Genomic DNA, 18972 nt, shown 5'->3' with positions numbered 1-18972 from the left:
GACCGGTTCGACCCCTCGTCGAGCGCTAGCGTTTGCGGCGTCCATTCGGCACAGGCCTCAGCCGCTGGGGCGGCTGCGGATGGCGAATACCCGGTAGGAAAAGCCGGCGTCCTGGCTCCTTGTTCCGAGGCTGGTCCAGCCGGAAGTACCGGACTCCTGACACTCGCCGCTCCACACCACTGTCAGATCCACCGGATACCCGCTCGGGTAGCCCGCCCGCAGCGAGGACCTGAGGTATACCGCCTCGTCGCCCCCGAACCGGACTTCGACCGGGGTCGTCAACGAGTTGGCATCGTGGTAGCCCGGCGCACTGCGGCGGAAAGTCCTGATGCCGAGCTCCGTCCCGTCGGGCCTCCCCAGGCCGGTCATCACCCAGGACATCCGGCTCACCCAGATCCGGATGGACACCCGCTCGCCGTCGATCCGCTCGGTATAGATCCGGGACGGATACCCCTGGTAGTAGGCCTGGACAGGCACCCTCACGTAGCCGTTCCGGACCGGCCGGAAGCCCAGCGACGGGGCGGCCATGGCGTCGATGGTGTCATGGAAGGAGGTGACGGCGCCGGCCACCGTGCACGCAGGCGGCGGAGGAGGCGGAGGGGGCCTGACGGTGGTGGGCGTAGCCGGCCTGGTGGTCACGGTCGGCCGCCGGGTGGTGGTGGTTCGCCTTCTGGTGGTAGTCGTGGCATGCCTAGTGGTCGCGGTGGTTCCCCGGGTAGTGTCGGTAACGGAATCGGGCGGTATCTCCCGATTGGTTGTCGTGGTCGGGCAGTCGGGCGGATGGGCGCTCGGATCCTCGGCACAGTGTGCGTGGTCCACCTTCACCCAGGTCCCGCAGTTGCCGGGGCTGGTGTCGGCCGGCAGATTCCTGTTCCCGGCGCACACGTAGTACCTGGGACCGAGGCGGTCCTCGTGCCTGTTCAGGTACCGGTACTTGACCGTGACGCCGTCCCCGTGCGGGGCGTGCCCGCCGCGCCCGATGCCACAGCTGTTGATCCTGCCCGGCTGCGGCGGGCTGATCCTGGGGCCACAGGCCCTCCACAGGTTGCCGACGGACTTCCATTTCGCACAGGTGATCTCGCCCGTGCCCGTCTCCATGTTGGTCTGGATGCACTCCAGCTTCTTCCAGTAGTTCCAGTGCTGCTCCCAGTCCCATGTCGCCACCGTCCGGCCCGGCTGCCACGAAGTCTCGGTGGGGTGGGCCCCGCCCGGCTCGGAAGCCCACAGGGCAGCGGCCACGAGCAAGCCCACCAGCACCAACCAGCCGACCGCAGCAGGCGCCTGTTCGGCAGGTACCGGGAGATCCCGCAGGTGCCTACGCATCCGAGCCATCAGTACCTACCCGTGGAACCGGGCGCCTCGTCCTCGTTGACCTCGGGGGTCGGGTCACGGGGACAGCGGACATCGCTTCCTATGTGCTCCATGATCACCAGGACCTTCACGCAGTAGGACCTCCTGTAAGAGAGCTTCCATTCCCCGTCCACCTGGACGAGGGTGTCGAGGAATAGATCGGTGGGAACGAAGTCGGGATGGTGGAGCCGGTAACGGACCGCTATCACCCCGCGGTCGGCCTCCGGACCGCCCCGCCACACGATCTCCTCGAATACCACGCTGGACCGGCCGCGCCGCTCCGGGTGGTAGAGAGCGGCGTCGTGGGTCCGACCGAAGTCGTCCAGCGCGGCGAACACCTCATCGAGCAGGGGACCGTTCCTGATGGCCGAGCGGCGCTGGGGGTCCGTGCCGGTGTATGCCAGGTACGTGGCCCGCTGGACCTCGGCCAGCGTGCACGGATCCTCGACCGGACGGCCGTCCGCGACCCACAGTTCTTCGATCGGAGGGCACTGCCCCGGTTCCATCGCCCGGAGCTCAGCTGCCGGATCCGAGTCTGCAACTGCGTCCGCTGGAGCGAGGGCGGACAGGGTGGACGCCCGCCCGACCTCCTCCCCCGTCTCGGGCGGATAGCGGACGGTGGTACCCGTCAGCCACGCCGACGGATCGGTGTCGTGACTGTGGTCATGGCCCGTGGCGGCGGTCGGATCACCGCCTTCCGACTCCGCATCCGTCGCGACCGATTCCGGGGGCGTGGCCCACTCGGGCGTGGCCTGGCCGGTCTCTTGCCCCCCTGCCGCAGGAGGCGCGGCCGTCGAAGAGGGGGCTGCTCGCTGCGATGTCCTGATCGGTCCGGTGATCATGAGCACCGCTGCCAGCACCCCAGCCACGAATACGATGAATAGCATCTTCTCTACTAGGTGATTCATGGCTTGATGCGCTCCGATGCGGTATAGCTATCGCTACCGGAGGCAGCGTATCGGAGCCAGAACCGGAAGTGAGTCACCAAACAGGGGTAGAAATTCTCTGACTCTCTGAAATTTTTCTCACTCTGGGCTGAGATACCTGTTCAGGCTGTGATAGATCACGGCATCGTATAGCACAGCTAGACATCCTGTACATCAATAATTCGAACCACGACCACCACTCAACCACAACTTTCCTGCCTCATTGCAGGCTTCACCTCGGCTGGCTCGGTTCGGACGCACCGCCGGGCCCCGGGGAGGCCTGCTCGGGCGGATGGCCGGGTCTTCGGAAGGAAGGCGCGGTCAGGGTGAGGGTGGGCGCATGATGGGACGCCGGTACGCCACCAGGTCCGCCCCGGCGAACACGACCGCCAGCACGGCGGCCAGCACGAGACCTCGTTGCCAGGCCCAGACCGCCGCCGCCACACCCACGATCATCCCGATGATCCGGGAGTGGAGATCGCCGCTCGGGCCCAGCATCTTGATCAGCACGGCACGAAGCATCTTCGACCCGTCCAGCCCGCCGATCGGCAGCCAGTTGACCAGCCCCCATACCACGGACACCCAGATGAAGGCCCCTACGAAGAACACCAGATACTCCCCGTAACGATCGGCGGCCGCCAGGTGGACGCGCCACGGGCTCTCGATCGCCAACTCACCGAACCGGCCCAGGCCACCCAGGCGGGCGTACCAGTAGAGGCCAAGGCCGGCGAAGAGGCCCACCGCGGAGCCCGATGCGGCGATGGCGAACAGCCTCCAGCCCCCGAGGGGGATCTCCCGCTCTCTCCAGTAGGTCGCCCCGCCCAGCGCGTAGATGGTGATGCCCTCGACATGGCCGCCGAGGCGCCGAACGGTTGCCGCGTGGCCCAGTTCGTGCAGGACCACCGAAATCAGGATGGCGAGCGCCCACAGGGTCGTGGCGACCGGGCCGAGTCCGGTGTCGAACAGCAGCACCAGGACGAGCAGGAAGGTGAAATGGATGTGGACGGGGAACCCGAACAGCCGGAAGCGCACGGAGGCCAGCGTAGTTGGAAGTGCCGGCAACGCCGGTGGCGGCAAAACGTACCGGGCGCCGTCTCAGAGAGACGGGCAAGCACCACCTTCCAGAGACTCGAGGGCGAAGTCCGCCAACCGCTCCACCGAACCGGCCAAAGACAGGAGGTCCACGCCCGAGATGTTGTCCATCACGCCGTGCCGGTAGCGGGCGTAGACCCCTTCCAGGATGGCGGCCAGGCGCCATGCCTGCATCGCCCGGTAGTAGGGGAGCTCCGATACGTCCGCCCCGGTGAGGGCCGCGTAGCGGGCCACCATCTCGTCGCGGGACTGGAACCCACCGTCCTGGACCACCGATGACCGCCAGAGCTCCGGCCCGCCGGGATCGATCCAGTCGTTGGCCAGGTACCCGAGATCGGTCATGGGGTCGCCCAGGGTGCAGAGCTCCCAGTCGACCACGGCCCCGACCTTCCCGTCCTTGACGATCAGGTTGCCGAATCGATAGTCACCATGCACGACACCGGTTCGTCTCTGGGCGGGGATCCGGTTCTCCAGCAGGGTACGGACCCGGTCCATGACGGGGAGGTCCCGCTGCTTGGAGGCCTCCCACTGGCGCGACCACCGGCGCAGTTGGCGCTGCACGTACGCGTCCCGGCGACCGAGTCCGCCCAACCCGATGTCATCGGGGTCCAAGGAGTGGAGGCCGGCCAGCACCGCCACTGCGTCCTCGCCGAGAACCCGCCGGTCGGTCGGCGTCATGGACGACCCCGCCGTGCGGTCGTGGGGCACCAGGCCGGCGACGAAGCCCATCATGTAGAACGGCGCGCCGTTGACAGCCGGATCGCTGCATAGGCCGAGGGCCGGGGGCACCGGTACGCCCGTCCCGCCCAAGGCCGAGATGATCCGGAACTCGCGGGCCACATCGTGAGCTGTCGCCAGGACATGCCCGAGCGGGGGCCTTCTGAGCGCGTACTCGGCCCCGCCCGCTCCTTTCACCCGGTAGGTGAGGTTGGAGTTGCCGCCCGGTATGGGCTCGAACCGGAACGGCGGTACGGCGCTCTCGATGTTCCGCACCATCCACTCGGTGACCCGCTCCCTGTCGATCCCGGGAACGGCGTCCCCCGGCCCCTGGCCGTGAGGCGGCTGCTCGTGCCCGGTCCGGCTCACAGCGGTCCCCTATCGGCCCAACGGAGGGTGATCTGGAGGAGGGGCCCGATGGTCAGGGTGTAGATCAGGGTTCCGATACCGACCGCCCCGCCCAGTAACCATCCGGCGATCAGCACCGTTCCCTCGATGAGGGTGCGGGCCAAACGTATGGACATGCCCCGGGCAGCCAGGCCGGTCATGATCCCGTCCCTCGGGCCGGGTCCGAGGCGCGACCCTATGTACAGGCCCGATCCGAACGCCACCAAGCCGATGCCGCCGACCAGGTACAGCACGCGCAACCAGAGGAGTTCCGTCTCGGCCACCACGAACAGGGTGACGTCGATCATGACCCCCACCAGGGTGGCGTTCAGAAGGGTGCCGAGGCCGGGACGCTGCCGCAGGGGAATCCATCCCAGCAGCACGACGGCGCTCACGGCGATGGTCACCAGTCCCACCGAGAGAGGAGTCCGCAACGCGATGCCCTGATGGAAGGCGTCCCACGGGGACAAGCCGAGGTTGGCTCGGATGTTGAGCCCTATGCCCGCCCCGAACATGGCCAGCCCCAGGGCCAGGCCGGGGATCCGGACCAGCACCGAGCGGGTACGGGCGGTGACCAATCACGCCATCCGCGAGGGCGCTGGAAAAGACGGGGATCGGTTGGCCCGCGACGCCTTGACCTGAGGGATCATTGTTGACTGTCGGGCCAACCGGACATTTATTGAGTACCCTCCTACCGGCGCGGCAAGCGGAACGGACCGCCCATCATCCCGGGTCGTATCGGATCGGGCTGGACCATGGCACATCCTGTCGGGTCGTCGAGCGTGCGGACAGAGTAGACGAGGCGACCGGTATGCACTTGTCCCGGTGACGCCCGGATCCGCGTTCCCGTTCGGCGCCTGCGCTGGTACCCTTGGGAAACCAGCCAAGCACTAGGGTGGTCAGGCGCGGCTGATTGCGGATCAGGCCTGTGAAAGGCCATAATTGAAGCTGCGCGGGAGCCGAAGGAGTCAGGGGCGATGGCCGACTACAAGATGATGGTGTGGATCGACCAGGATTTATGCACCGGGGACGGCATCTGCGAGGAAATAGCTCCCGACGTATTCGAGGGTCGTGACGACGGCCTCTGGGTGGTGAAGGAAGAGGCCAGGCACTTCGGCTCGACCCTGGTCTTCGATGATGAGGCCGGAGACGGTCATGGGCCCGAGGGCGCCCGAGGGGTGGCGCGGGTTCCCGACAGCCTGATCGAGGACGTGATCGAATCCGCCGAAGAGTGCCCGGGCGAGTGCATCATGATCGAGCCCTACAACCCCGAGTTGGTGGCCGAAGGCCGGTAGGACGGCGCCCAGCCGGGTCCTGGCCATACCCGGATGATGACGACCGGCTCTCGCCGCCGGGGGGCGGCCATCCTGGCCGCGGCGCTCCTCCTCTCGACCGTAGCCCTGTTACCGGCCGGCGCCCAGTACTACCCCCCGGGTCCTCCGGGCGACGGCGTCGTGATCAGCGACGACGGACTGGTGCTCCCGGTGAGGGAGATCAGGGATGACGGATACGTGGTCACCACCACCTGCTGGAACGAAGGGACGGTGACCGGAGGCACGTACATCTCGCACGTGGAAGTGGTGATCGACCCCGGCCACGGAGGTTCGGAAACCGGGGCAGTGGGCAGCAACGGGCTGACCGAGAAGGCCCTGAACCTGGACGTCTCGGAACTGCTGATCGAGGAACTGCGCGACCGGGGTTTCAACGCGATCATGACCCGGACCACCGACGTCCGCATCCCGATCGTGGTGCGGGCCGAGATCGCCCGAGCCCTGAAGCCCGACGTGTTCATATCTCTCCATCACAACGGTGGAGCCACCGCCCGCTCCGAACTTCCCGGTACCGAGACCTACCACCAGATAGAGAGCGCCGACTCGAAGCGGCTGGCCGGCATCCTGTTCGAAGAACTGCAGGGCGCGTTCTCGCAGTACGACGTCGCGTGGCGCAAGACCGTGTTCCAGGGGGCCTCCTCCGTGCTCCGCGTCGAGGTTCAGGACGACCTGTACGGCATCCTCCAGTACACGCCCGGCATCGCGACGGTCATCACGGAAGCCGCCTACCTCTCGACACCGGAGGAAGCCCGGCTGCTCGCCGACCCGGAAGTGCACAAGGTCGAGGCGGTGGCCATCGCGGACGGGATAGAGCGGTACCTCACCACCACCGACCCGGGCTCAGGATTCAACCCCATGTTCAGCACCTCCCGGAAGCTCTCCGCCGGAGGACCCGGCGGCTGCAGGGATCCCGAGCTGGGCGACCTCGGCGTCGACGAGCCGGGCTTCGACGACGTTCCGGAAGGTGCTCACCGGGCCGGTATCGATGCCCTGCGGGATGAGGGCATACTTGCCGGCACCGAGTGCGGGCCCGATCTGTTCTGCCCAACCCAGCGCATAAAGCGCTGGATGATGGCGGTGTGGCTGGTGAGGGCCCTGGACGGCACCGACCCCGATCCCGTCACGGAGTCCCGGTTCGCCGACGCCGGCGCGGACCGCTGGTGGACGCCCTACGTCGAACGCCTGGCCGAGCTGGACGTCACCCACGGGTGTGCCACGGAACCCGCCCGCTTCTGCCCCTACGGCCTTGTCACCCGGGGCCAGATGGCGTCCTTCCTCGCCAGGGCCTTCGATCTCGGCCAAGCTCTTCCGAGCGGCTTCACCGATACCGCCGGCAGCACCCACGCGTCCGCCATCGACGCCGTTGCCGCCGTAGGCATCACCCGCGGCTGCATGATCCTCCCGGCCCGCTACTGCCCAGGCGCCGACACCACCAAGGGCCAGATGGCCACCCTGTTGGAGCGAGCCCTAAGGCTGGCTCCCCGCGCTTCTAGCTAGAACCAATCAGCGGTTTAGAAGTCGAACAGCGATAGGGCGGTGCCGCCCCGGATGGCAGCCCGGTCGTCGGGCGGGATGCCGGGTAGGTAGTGATCCACCAACGACAGCACCTCGGAGTGGCCGGGGTTGTCCTTGATCCAGGGCCAGTCGGATGCGTTGAGCATCCGCCCGGCGCCGAAGGCCGCATAGATCCGGTCCACCACCTCCTGGAGGTCCGGGTACGGATAGGGGGTCTGGGTGAAGGCATACTGGCCCGACAGGTGCACGTAGAGATCCTCCGGATGCTTGGCGGCCATCTGCTCGATCAGACCCAGGGAGTCCGGGGGAAGCGGGATGTCGAAGCGGGGACGCCGGTCCTCGTCGATGGCTATCTCCATCCAGATGTCGGGACAGAAGCCCAGGTGGTTGAGGACCACCTTGAGGCCGGGGAGTAACCGCATCACCCCGTCAAGCAGGCCCACCTGGTCGGGATCGCCGTAAAACCACACCTTCATGTCCAGGTCGCGCATCGCCTCCAGTGCCGGGAACACCGCCAGCGACTCGGGCGCCTGGCCCGCCTCCCCACCAAAGCCGTAGAAGCGAAGCCCCTGGATACCCACCTGCTCCGCTCTCCGCGTTACCTGTCCGGCGCCGTCCTCCGCATCGGGGTCGTAGACACCCACCCCGGCGAATTTGCCGGGGAACTCCACCAGGATCTCCGCAAGGTAGTGATCGTGGACCGACAGCGGAACGATCACGGCATGGTCTACGCCGGCGCTGCCCATGGCCCCCAGGAACTCCTCCGCCGACTCCTCCCGCTCGACCGGGGTCATCGCCTCGAAGACGTCCCGCGGGTACTGCTCGCTTGCCGGCTTGAAAAGATGCAGGTGGGCGTCTACTACCGCCATGGTGTCGAACCTCCGTATGCCGCTGTCCTCCGACCGGCCCATACGTTACAAGCCGCCTTGAGCCGACCGGGGGTCACCCCACATGGCGACCCGTGTGCGTATCCACGCCCGCCCACGATCGCCTTCAAATGCCGGACACAAGGTAAGGGGGCGAATGGCAGGCACACCGGACCCGGGCATGCGGCGGTATCCTGATTGTTGCCAGGCGCCGCCGCTCCCGACGGTTGCCCGCTTCCAGGACCGTGCGGCGCTCGGGTGGATCCATCAGGGCATCCGCCGGCATCACGGTGGCGTAGCCGCGGCTGCTTCGGGAAGGAGAGGACCGTGAGCGATGCCCGGACGAACATGGCCGACTACGAGGAGGCCCGCCGGACGTTCCGGCTCAGGGTGCCGGCCGAGTTCAACTACGCGAGGGACGTGGTCGACGAGCGGGCACGGGTGCGGCCGTCAGACCTCGCCCTGCTGGCGCTGGATCCTCAGGGGGGAAACCCCCGGCGGTTGAGTTTCGGTGACCTGTCCGAGCGATCGAACCGGGCCGCGAACTTCCTCTCCGCCCGAGGGGTGACGAAGGGGGACAGAATCTTCTTGATGATGCCACGCATCCCGCAGTGGTACGACGTCATGCTCGGCGCCTTCAAGCTCGGGGCCGTTCCGATGCCCGGAACCGTGCAACTCACTCCCAAGGACATTCGATACCGGATCGAGAGTGCCGAGGCCACGGTGGCGGTGACCGATCCTGCGGGCGCGGCCAAGGTCGACGAAGTGCAGTCCACCTTCCCCATGGTTAGGCAACGGATCGTTGCCGACGGGGCATACGGCGACTGGGACTCGCTCGAGGACGGGATGGAGCGAGCGAGCACGGAGGTTCCGGAGTCGGCCCCGACCGCGGCTGCCGATCCGCTGTTGATCTACTTCACATCGGGCACGACGGGCCAACCGAAGATGGTGCTGCACACGCACGCCTCCTATGGGATCGGCCATGAGATCACCGCGCGGTTCTGGATGGACCTCAGGCCCGGTGATCTGCACTGGACGATCTCAGATCTTGGCTGGGCGAAGGCGGCTTACGGGAAGCTCTTCGGTCAGTGGAGGCGCGGGGCGGCTGTTCTCGTATGGGACGGCAGGGGAAAGCCGGAGTTCGACCAGATCCTGCACATCGCCGAGAGTTACGGGGTGACGACGTTCTGCGCTCCCCCCACCATCTATCGACAGTTCGTCCAGATGGACCTATCGCGATTCGACCTGTCGCGGATGAGGCACGCGATGGCGGCGGGCGAGCCTCTGGAGTCCGAGACCTTCGAGGTGTGGAAGCAAGCAACCGGTCTCGAGATCCATGACGGCTACGGACAGACCGAGACATGCATCACGGTCGCTAACTATCCCAGCCTGCCCAAGAAACCCGGGTCGATGGGCAAACCGAGTCCCGGCTACGAGGTTGCAGTCGTCGACGATGGCGGCGTGCCGGTGGAACCGGGAATCGAGGGGCAGATTGCGATCAGGGTGAAGCCCCAGCGACCCGTCGGCCTCTTCTCGGAGTATTGGAAGGACCCGGAGCGCACCGCAGAGGTGTTTCAGGGCGACTGGTACTACAGCGGCGACCGGGCCCACGTCGATGAGGACGGATACTTCTGGTTCGGTTCAAGAACCGACGATGTCATCATCTCCGCCGGATACCGGATCGGACCTTTCGAAGTCGAGTCGGTGGTAATGGAACACCCCTCGGTCGCCGAGACAGCTGTGATCGGAGTGCCGGACCCCGAACGGGGCGAGGTCGTCAAGGCGTTCGTCGTCCTCGCGCCCGGCCGGGTGGCATCACCGGATCTGGCGAGCGAGATCCAGCAGTACTGCAAGAAGTCGACGGCTCCCTACAAGTATCCCCGTCAAGTCGAGTTCGTGGAGGAGTTGCCGAAGACGATCTCCGGCAAGATCCGCAGGGTCGAACTCAGACGACGAGAGGCTTCGACCGAGTGACCACGCCGGTGGGCGTGTCACAACTCCTACATACAATCTCCTTCGTTCGATGAACAGAGGTCAACGCAAGGAGGGACGGATGGCAAGCGGCGCGACGGATGTCGACCCGCGGGAGATCGAATTCCGCAGACGGTGGTACGAAGCCCACGCCCGTCGGGCACAAGCGGACATCGATGGAGGCCACTTCAAGGATTGGCTTCCGGACCTCTGGACCGCTGGGTCCGAGGCCCTCGAGATCCGCGATCGACTCGCCTCGTCCGGTGACTTGGACGCGTTCAAGGCCGAGCAGGACGCTTGGGCCCGCGCGAACGACGTCGGGTTCAAGGGTCAGATCGGCGCCATGTTCATCAACTCCCTCGTGAAGAACACCGACGATCGCGCCACCCTGACCCGCCTGCTCGTCAGCGGCTTGACCGCGCCTACGGATCGTGACTCAGCAGCACAGAAACTGGACGCACTGGTCGACCACGTCAACCGCATCAAGGTAGGTGCACATCCCGCTCCGTTGTCCGCGGCCTTCACGCTTTCTTACTTCTGGGCGCTGCAGCAACGGAGACGGTGGCCGATCTTCTGGCCTAACGACCGGAGATTCCTGGCGGCTACCACGGGCACCAAGTTCTCCGGTTCTCCAACGGAGCAGTACATGGAATTCGTTGACCTCGTGGCTGAGTTCGACGAAGACTGCGAGCGCTTCGCCAGGGTGAGCAGTTGGTGGATAGAACAACAGCCGGTGTTTCTCGATCCCGTTCTCGTAGATCGCTGCGACTACGGCGCCAAGAACCGCAACGAGGAGTCGATCGAGGGCCTCAAGAGCAATGCCGACGTGATGGTGGCTATCGCCAAGTATCTCGGTCAGGCAATGGTCGAAAACCTGTCTGAGGCGGCCACCTACACGCTGAAAGCGTGGAGGCCGCCTGTCCTATGGACAACGAACGGATGGGGCAGACCTGACCTATGGGTCGATTGGAGGGTTGAGGATACACAGGAGTGGGAGATCTCATTGCGCCTATGGATCAACCATAAGGGCGCTGCCCTCGGCGTGATGTCGGGATGGGGAAAGAACTGGAAGCCCAAAGCGCAAGAGGCGATCGAGTCGACGCCGGTCGATGGGTTTCGCATCATGGAGCGAGGCGATGAGGATGATATGGGGTTCTACGGGAGAGCCGGTACTTTCTTGTACGGCCGTTCGTATGAGACGGACGAGCTTGCGGATCTGGACCTGCGAGCCGAGGCAATGAGGGTGGCCACCGCTGCCCGCCCCGTTCTCGATGCTCTGGTCAGTCGGGCCGAAGGCGACGGTCCCCCCAGGACCCCTCCGGCGGCTGATCCGCTTTCCGACGCAGTTGCGGAGTTCCGCCGAGATACGGCTTACCCGACTCCTCATGACGCAGGGCAGAAGGCCCGCCAACCCCGGCTACGAGAGATTCTCCGGCCCGGCAATCTGGCTACCACCGACCGTGGCGAGCTACGCAAGGTCTGGACGGGTGCGTATGGCGGCACCGGTCCCCAGCCGTATCTCGGCCGAGCTGTGAGAGATGCCGACGAGGTCGAGTACGAGCGGATTCTGAGAACCCTGGAGTACCTGTGCTGGGGTGAGGGAGACGACGCCGACCGGATCGACCGCGTGCTCGACGATCCTGAATACAAGGTGAGCGGTTTGGGTGAAACGGTCGTCTTCAAGCTGCTGGCCATCTGCTACCCGGATCGCTACCTCTGTGTCTACCCCTACTCCGGGGAACACGGAAAGCTCCGGATGCTGCGCGCGCTCGACCTTCCTGAACCGGCAGCAGGCACGAGCAGAGGCCGCAAGCACGTCGAGTCGAACAACCTGCTGTGGGAGAAGCTGGCGCCTTTCTTCCCCGGAGATCCGTGGGGCATGATGTGTTTCCTCTACTGGTATATCGATTATCTCGAAGACGGGGGAACATCGGACGATGAACCTCATCCGCTCGATGCGGCCGCGGCGGACCTGCTGGTGGAGCCCGGTTTTCTTCATGACATCGTGGAGTTGCTCCGGGATAAGGGACAGGTGATCCTCTACGGACCGCCCGGCACCGGCAAGACGTATCTTGCGCAGCGACTGGCCACCGCTCTCGCGCGTGATCCTGCTGACAGGGCACTGGTGCAGTTCCATCCCTCCACGTCCTACGAGGACTTCTTCGAGGGTTACCGACCGGAGGAAGGTCCGGACGGGCAGATCGTCTACCGGCTGACCCAGGGACCGCTGGCGCTCATGGCCGAGCGAGCGGCGCGGCATCCTCAGCGCCGCCAGGTGATGGTGATCGATGAGATCAACCGCGCCAACCTGCCGAAGGTGCTGGGTGAGTTGCTGTTCTTGTTCGAGTACCGGGACAAGTCGATCTCGACTCTGTACCGGCCCGAGGGGGAGTTCGATCTGCCGGAATCCTTGTGGTTCATCGGCACCATGAACACCGCTGACCGGTCGATCGCCCTGGTCGATGCCGCGCTACGCCGCCGCTTCCACTTTGTGCCGTTCTTCCCCGACCGCGGTCCTACCGAAGGGTTGCTCGACCGATGGCTGGAGCGTGAGGGCCAGCCCTCGTGGGTGGGAGAGTTGGTGGCCATGGTCAACGACGAGTTGGCCGAAGCGATCGGTGCGGACCTCCAGCTGGGTGCCAGCCACTTCATGAAAAAGGGCTACGGGAACGATCCGGGTGAGAATGACCCGACCCTGGACAGAATCTGGCGGTTCAACATCGAGCCCTTCATCGAGGACCAGTTCTTCGGCAACGAGACCCAGATCAACAGGTTCCGCCTCGGGCCGGTGCTCCGGCGTTACCGGTCCCAGTCGGGCCGTGACGACCCCGCGGAACTCGAGGTTGGGGCATCAACGGATAGCGCGGAGCCCATAGGACGATGATCGACCTTCCAGGGTTATTCGAGTACGACAATGTTGCTGTCTCCCTCTCGGAACGTCGGGCGCGACGGTTGGACGCGGAGGCCGGTGGTTACCTATCCATAAGTCCCCACCCCGATCCGGGGATGTGGTCCGTGACGGCCCGCGAGTACGTGGGCACCCTTGTGGTGGACGACATGCGGATCCTGATCCGTCCGAAAATCCGGCTTGAGAACCTGTTCCTAATGCTCGAGGTCGGTCTACCCGAGCAGGCGTGGCGCAAAGAGGACTTCGACTATGCGACCAACCCCGACCTGCTCCAATCACTGGTGTCCTTCTATGCCCGGACCCTGGAGACGACACTCGCCCGAGGCCTCTACCGGTCATACCGGAACCGGAACGAGGATCTGAAGGCGATCCGGGGCCGCATCGACTTCGGCCGGCAACTGTCACGAGCCCGGTTGCCGATGCCGGTCGCCTGCCGGTACGGGGAGTTCACCTCCGATGTCATCGAGAACCGAGGGTTGAGGGCAGCAATCCGCCTCTCGTTGCGGGTCGCGGGGGTGGAGGCATCGGATCGGCGGCGGCTGATGCGCGAGCTGGTGGCAATGGAAGAAGTGTCAGACTCACAGGTCTCAGGAGACGAGCTTCAACGCGTCCACTACACCCGTTTGAACGATCACTACCGGCCTGCCCTCGGACTGGCCCGGCTGTTGCTCGACAACCTGACCCTGGTCGACCGGCGAGGCGGCACCACGGCTGCCTCCTTCATGGTGAACATGAACAACCTCTTCGAGGAATTCGTTACCCAGCGTCTGAGCCGTGCCTTACAAGGTCACCTGTTGGTGGAGGGCCAAAAGGATGACTACCTGGATGTCGGGAGGCAGGTTGGGATCCGGCCCGACCTGAGGTTCCGACACCCCGGCTCCGGGTCCGTTACCTACGTAGGCGACATCAAGTACAAGCTGACCGACGACGCCGTCGCTCGGAGCGCCGACTACTACCAACTCCTTGCCTACACCACCGCCCTCGACCTCCCCGAAGGTGTCCTCATCTACTGCCGCGCGGACGGCGGCAAGCCGGCCAGCGAGATCACGGTCCGCCATGCGGGGAAGAAGTTGCACGTTTGGGCGCTGGATATGAGCGGCACTCCAGCCGAAGTCGGCACAGGGATCGAGCGCTTGGCCAGTTGGATCGCAACCAGATCGGACCAAGCCCGGTCCCTGGTTCCTCACCGGCTGTCGATTCCCGCATAACCCGTCTCTCGGCAGCTCTTTTGGCGTCTAGGCGTCGGTGGCGGCCTCGGAGGCCAGGCGCTCTTCTCGGGCCTCTTGGATCTGGTCGGTGTGGTCGGCGATCCAGGCCAGGTGGTGGCCGATCAGGTAGCGGCGGAGGAAGGTCACCATGTGCTCGAAAAGCTGGGGCTGGTCCTCCAGCAGTGACGGGCCGGTGGCGTCGCTGGCACCGCTCACCTGGAGCTTGGGGCCTCTCATCCTCGGGTAGATGAAGCCGACGTGGCGCTCGACTTCCTCGTTGAGCGCGCCCTTGACGACCAGGCGCATGGCGGAGCGGGTGGTGCGCCAGTCAATCTCTCGAGGCGCATCCGGCAGCGGGCTGATCATGACCTGGACGGGCGCTCCCTGATCCTTGTCGGCGAACAGCAGGGCCTCGGTGACCCGACCGTAGGCGACCAGCGCCACGGGGCCGAATGAGGCGGTGGTCTCCCCCAGCAGGGCCGGGACATCCTGTCCCAGCAGGCCGGGATCCGCATCGCCGTCCGACAGGCCGTGGCCTCTCAGCTCCACGCTGATCACCCGGAACCCTTGGGAAGCCACTCTGGCGGTGAGCGGACCCCAGGCATCGAGGTCGTCTCCGTGGTCGTGCAGGAACACGACCGCCGGTCCGTCCACCGGCCACTCGTGGCCGCGGAGAACCAGCCCGTCTGGAAGCCGGATGGCGACGGGGACCGGCGCCGCCGGCATCAACCGGCGAACGGCTGAGGGTTGAAGCACCGGAAGAACCGGCCCTCCTGGTCAGCGGCCAGCTCCGGCTGCTCGGTCCAGCACCGGTCGAGAGCATGGGGACAGCGCGGCGCGAAGGCGCACCCGGGCGGCATCATCTGGAGGGACGGGACCAGGCCCGGGATCGGATCCAGGCGCCGGCGGGTGGTGCTCACCTTGGGCAATGCCCGGAGCAGGCCCTGGGTGTAGGGATGGCGCGGGTCCTCGAACAACTCGTCCACCGGGGCCTGCTCCACGATCTCGCCGGCGTACATGACCGCGACCCGGTCGGCCACCGCGGCCACCACCGCCAGGTCGTGGGTGATGAGGAGCATGGCCATGCTGCGCTCCCGCTGCTCCGTGACGAGTTGGTCGAGGATCTGGGCCTGGACGGTCACATCGAGCGCGGTGGTCGGCTCGTCGGCGATCAGGATGTCGGGGTCCAGCACGAGGGCCATGGCGATCATCACCCGCTGCCGCATACCGCCCGAGAGCTGGTGGGGGTACGAGTCGAGCTGGGAGATCGGATCGGGCAGGCCCACCTTGGTGAGGGCGTCCCCGGCCAGTTGGCGGGCTTCCACCTTGGTCATGTCCCGGTGGGCCCTTATGACCTCGACGATCACGTCCCCCACCGTGAACACCGGGTCCAGGGAGGTGAGCGGATCCTGGAAGATCATCGAGATGGAATCGGCCCGGATGCTGCGCATCCGCCTGCCGCTCACGCTCAGCAGATCCTCGCCGCGAAACCGGATCGTCCCTTCGCGGACCCGCACCGGCGGGGTGGGTAGCAGGCGCATGATGGACAGCGCGGTGATGCTCTTACCACAGCCGCTCTCGCCCACCAGGCAGAGCACCTCGTTGGGGTAGATGTCGAGCGACAGGCCACGCACCACGTCGAACGACTCCCTCCTGGTGCTGACCATGGTGCGAAGCCCGTCGATCGAGAGCAACGGGGCGGTTGCCGGCCGGTCACCGCCGGATGGCCGGCCACCCTGATCGGTCATAGTTGTCACCTCAGCTTCTCCGCAGGCGGGGGTTGACGACCGTGTATCCGACATCGGCCAGCCAGTTGGACAGCAGGACGATGGTGATCAGCACCAGCGAGAAGAACTGCGCCACCGGGTAGTCGCGCCTCAGCACGGCGTTGACCAGCACCTGCCCCAGGCCGGGCCAGCCGAATATGGTCTCTACGACCAGCGCATACCCCACGATCTGCCCGATCCTCAGGCCCGCCAGCGACACGATCGGCACCAGCGCGTTGCGGAAGACGTGGCGGCCGATGACCTTCGACTCCGAGAGGCCGCCCGACCGGAGGGTGCGGACGAAGTCCTGGTTGAGGTTCTCCAGCATGGCCGAACGGGTCATCCGGACGGTCAGCGCCATGCCTTCCATCGCCAGCACCACCGCTGGCAGCACCAGCTGCTTGGGACCGCAGCAGCCGGCGGAGGGGAGCCATCCCAGCACGGACGCGAACAGCCACACCGCCAGCAGGGCCAGCCAGAAGTTGGGAACGGCCATACCGGCCACCGAGAAGGTCATGATCCCGCCGTCCCACCACGAGTTCCTGCGCAGCGAGGCCAGCATGCCCAGAGGGATGCCCACCCCGAACACGAGCACGAAGGCGGCCACTCCGAGTATGAGACTGTTCTTGCCGTGCTCGGTGATCAGCTTTCCGATATCGGCGTTGTTGGTGAGGGAGTTGCCCAGATCGCCGGTGAACAGCCGGCCCATGTAGTCGAAGTACTGCTCGTGGAACGGGTCGTTGAGGCCGAGTTGCTCCCGGACGGCCTCCCGCTCCGCCGCCGAAGCGGAGGCCGGGACCCGGGCCGCCACCGCGTCGCCACCTGACAGCCGGATGGCGTAGAACACGGCGATCGAGGACAGCACCAGGACGATCACCATGTACACGGTGCGGGCCAGTACCCGTTTCATTCCTCGTCTACCCCCTTCGCCTCGTGCCTGAGCCTCGGGTCGAACACGTCCCGCAAGCCGTCGCCGATCAGCGACACGGCCAGAACCAGCAACACGATGGTGATACCGGGAATGGTCGCTCCCCAATGGTTCTGCTGGAGATAGTTACGCCCGTCGGAGACCATCCCACCCAGGCTGGGGGTGGGCGGCTGGGCACCCAGGCCGATGAAAGACAGCGCCGCCTCGGCGATGATGGCCACCGCCACGTAGTAGGAGGCCAGCACCAGCGCCGGCGCCAGGATGTTGGGGAAGAGGTGGCGCCACATGATGCGAGAGGTCGACAGCCCACCCGCTCGGGCCGCCTCCACGAACTCTCGCTCGCTGAGAGCCAGCACCTCACCGCGGACCACCCGGGCAATGGCGGCCGTGTTGACCAGGCCAACCGCCAGGATCACCGGAAAGAGGCCTTCCCCCAGACCGCCGGCGAAGAGCACCGCCACCAGGATCAGGGGGAAACCCCACACGAAATCGACCGTGCCCCTGATCATTCGATCTTTCCAGCCGCCGAGGAACCCGCCGAACATACCCAGCAGCAGGCCCAGCACGAGGGAGAGCACAGTCACCCCCGCCGCCACCATCAGGCTGACCCGGATGCCTATGAACACCCGGACCGCCAGGTCCCGACCCAGGTGGTCGGTACCGAGCAGGTAGCCCTCGCTGCCGGGCGGAAGAAGGGTGCTGGCGAAGCTCTGGAAGGCCGGATCGGCGCCGGAGATGATCGGGCCGAAGACACCGGCACCCAGCACGATCAGCCCCAGCGCGGTTCCCAGCAGGAGGAGCTTGTTGCGCCGCATGCGACCGAGGGCGGCGCGCACCGGTCCTACCCGCTGATTTTCCTCGAACTCGGCAAGCTGCAGGTTCCAGGCTTCCAGATGGGTGCGGGTCCCGTCAGCCATCGTCCATTCCTCGGTGTCCCATCATACGTTTCAAGATCGGGCCGTCCGCAGGCGCGGGTTGGCGAACTGGTAGCCCAGATCCGCCGCCCAGTTGCCCAGGATCACCAGGGTCACCAGCACCAGCGAGAAGAACTGCGCCACCGGGTAGTCCCTCCTCAGCACGGCGTTGACCAGCACCTGCCCCAGGCCGGGCCAACCGAATATGGTCTCCACGACCAGCGCATAGCCCACGATCTGCCCGATCCGCAGGCCGGCCAGCGACACCAGGGGAACCAGGGCGTTCCGCAGTACGTGGCGCCCGATCACCCGTATCTCGGACAGCCCACCCGACCGGAGGGTCCGCACGAAATCGCGGTCCAGGTTCTCGAGCATGGCCGAACGGGTCATCCGGACGGTGAGGGCCAGGCCCTCTGCTGCCAGGACGAAGGCGGGCATCACCAGCTGTTTGGGACCGCAGCAGCCGGCGGACGGTAACCAGTGGAGGGTGGAGGCGAACAGCCAGACGACCAGCAGCGCCAGCCAGAAGTTGGGGATCGCCATGCCGCCCACCGAGAAGGTCATGATCGACGCATCCACAACGCCGTTGCGGCGCAGCGAGGCCAGCACCCCCAGAGGGATGCCGAGGCCGAAGACGATCACCAGGGCGGCCACCCCGAGAATCAGGCTGTGCCGACCGTGGATTATCAGCATGTCGGAAATGGGCGAGCTGTTGGTCAGGGAGTTGCCCAGATCCCCTCGGAGCAACCGGCCCATGTAGTCGAAGTACTGCTCGTGGATGGGAAGGTTCAGTCCCCAGAGCTCCCGGAGCTGCTCCCGCGCCTCCAGCGAGGCCGAGCCCGGCTGGATCACGGCGGCCACCGCGTCGCCGCCCGAGAGACGGATGGCGTAGAAGACCGCCACCGACGAGACAGCCACGATCACGACCATGTATGCGGAGCGGGCTAACAGCCGTCTCAAGGCCAGACCCTCCTAATGGAGAGGGGCGCCCCCCGGCGCGGCCCCCGGAAGGGACGACAAACACCCACGGTTGTACGGGAACCTATTGGGGGGGGAAAGGGTTGTTGTTTTTATGGGTGTTGTTTGAAACCAA

16 protein-coding genes are annotated in these 18972 nt (G+C 66.0%); 5 read left to right on the top strand and 11 right to left on the bottom strand.

All coding sequences use genetic code 11. The features are described 5' to 3' along the window. Positions 1–57 precede the first annotated feature (57 nt). From OXM57_02250 to OXM57_02230, 5 genes are all read right to left on the bottom strand, one after another. Positions 58–1323, bottom strand: a complete 1266-nt coding sequence (locus OXM57_02250) for a hypothetical protein (GenBank protein ID MDE0351504.1) — start codon at positions 1321–1323, stop codon at positions 58–60. Between the two features lie 8 nt (positions 1324–1331). Further along, entirely contained in the window at positions 1332–2237 is a 906-nt protein-coding gene (locus tag OXM57_02245; protein ID MDE0351503.1) for a hypothetical protein, read from the bottom strand. Positions 2238–2597: 360 nt separating this feature from the next. Beyond that, positions 2598–3308 (bottom strand): M50 family metallopeptidase, encoded by a 711-nt coding sequence (locus OXM57_02240; GenBank protein ID MDE0351502.1) that lies wholly within the window; start codon positions 3306–3308, stop codon positions 2598–2600. A 63-nt stretch (positions 3309–3371) separates the two neighbouring features. Next, complete coding sequence (locus OXM57_02235; GenBank protein MDE0351501.1) at positions 3372–4454, bottom strand: phosphotransferase family protein; 1083 nt, start codon at positions 4452–4454, stop codon at positions 3372–3374. Next, positions 4451–5050: a hypothetical protein gene (locus tag OXM57_02230; protein ID MDE0351500.1), complete on the bottom strand. Its 600-nt coding sequence runs from the start codon at positions 5048–5050 to the stop codon at positions 4451–4453. Before OXM57_02230 ends, OXM57_02235 begins: the two co-directional genes overlap by 4 nt. 414 nt (positions 5051–5464) lie before the next feature. On the opposite strand from OXM57_02230, the gene OXM57_02225 reads away from it, so the two are divergent. Both OXM57_02225 and OXM57_02220 read left to right on the top strand, forming a co-directional pair. Continuing rightward, positions 5465–5767 (top strand): ferredoxin, encoded by a 303-nt coding sequence (locus OXM57_02225; GenBank protein MDE0351499.1) that lies wholly within the window; start codon positions 5465–5467, stop codon positions 5765–5767. 33 nt (positions 5768–5800) lie between these two features. Then, positions 5801–7300 (top strand): N-acetylmuramoyl-L-alanine amidase, encoded by a 1500-nt coding sequence (locus tag OXM57_02220; GenBank protein ID MDE0351498.1) that lies wholly within the window; start codon positions 5801–5803, stop codon positions 7298–7300. A 14-nt stretch (positions 7301–7314) separates the two neighbouring features. Here the strand turns inward: OXM57_02220 and OXM57_02215 are convergent, their stop codons facing one another. Then, positions 7315–8187 carry an amidohydrolase family protein gene (locus OXM57_02215; GenBank protein ID MDE0351497.1) on the bottom strand — a complete coding sequence of 291 codons (873 nt, stop codon included), beginning with the start codon at positions 8185–8187 and terminating at the stop codon, positions 7315–7317. Between the two features lie 345 nt (positions 8188–8532). On the opposite strand from OXM57_02215, the gene OXM57_02210 reads away from it, so the two are divergent. The 3 genes from OXM57_02210 to OXM57_02200 all read left to right on the top strand — a co-directional run bounded on the left by OXM57_02210 (position 8533) and on the right by OXM57_02200 (position 14271). Further along, positions 8533–10158 (top strand): AMP-binding protein, encoded by a 1626-nt coding sequence (locus OXM57_02210; GenBank protein ID MDE0351496.1) that lies wholly within the window; start codon positions 8533–8535, stop codon positions 10156–10158. A 79-nt stretch (positions 10159–10237) separates the two neighbouring features. Continuing rightward, complete coding sequence (locus tag OXM57_02205) at positions 10238–13039, top strand: AAA family ATPase (protein ID MDE0351495.1); 2802 nt, start codon at positions 10238–10240, stop codon at positions 13037–13039. Between the two features lie 131 nt (positions 13040–13170). Next, entirely contained in the window at positions 13171–14271 is a 1101-nt protein-coding gene (locus OXM57_02200) for a hypothetical protein (protein MDE0351494.1), read from the top strand. Positions 14272–14298: 27 nt separating this feature from the next. Here OXM57_02200 and OXM57_02195 read toward each other — a convergent pair whose 3' ends face one another. Genes OXM57_02195 through OXM57_02175 form a run of 5 tightly spaced genes read right to left on the bottom strand, consistent with a single transcriptional unit; the run spans position 14299 to position 18839 of the window. Beyond that, entirely contained in the window at positions 14299–14997 is a 699-nt protein-coding gene (locus tag OXM57_02195; GenBank protein ID MDE0351493.1) for a hypothetical protein, read from the bottom strand. Beyond that, entirely contained in the window at positions 14997–16019 is a 1023-nt protein-coding gene (locus tag OXM57_02190) for an ABC transporter ATP-binding protein (protein MDE0351492.1), read from the bottom strand. The genes OXM57_02195 and OXM57_02190 overlap by 1 nt, the downstream gene beginning before the upstream one ends. A gap of 10 nt (positions 16020–16029) precedes the next feature. Then, positions 16030–16947, bottom strand: a complete 918-nt coding sequence (locus tag OXM57_02185; GenBank protein ID MDE0351491.1) for an ABC transporter permease — start codon at positions 16945–16947, stop codon at positions 16030–16032. Continuing rightward, complete coding sequence (locus OXM57_02180) at positions 16944–17882, bottom strand: ABC transporter permease (protein MDE0351490.1); 939 nt, start codon at positions 17880–17882, stop codon at positions 16944–16946. The genes OXM57_02185 and OXM57_02180 overlap by 4 nt, the downstream gene beginning before the upstream one ends. Before the next feature lie 30 nt (positions 17883–17912). Further along, a complete protein-coding gene (locus OXM57_02175; protein MDE0351489.1) occupies positions 17913–18839 on the bottom strand; it encodes an ABC transporter permease in 927 nt (308 codons plus the stop codon). Positions 18840–18972: the final 133 nt, after the last annotated feature.

It is taken from the genome of bacterium (assembly GCA_028820935.1).
Lineage (GTDB): Bacteria > Actinomycetota > Acidimicrobiia > Spongiisociales > Spongiisociaceae > Spongiisocius.
Note: the sequence above shows the minus strand (reverse complement) of the source record. Positions and strands in the feature narration are given on the sequence as shown.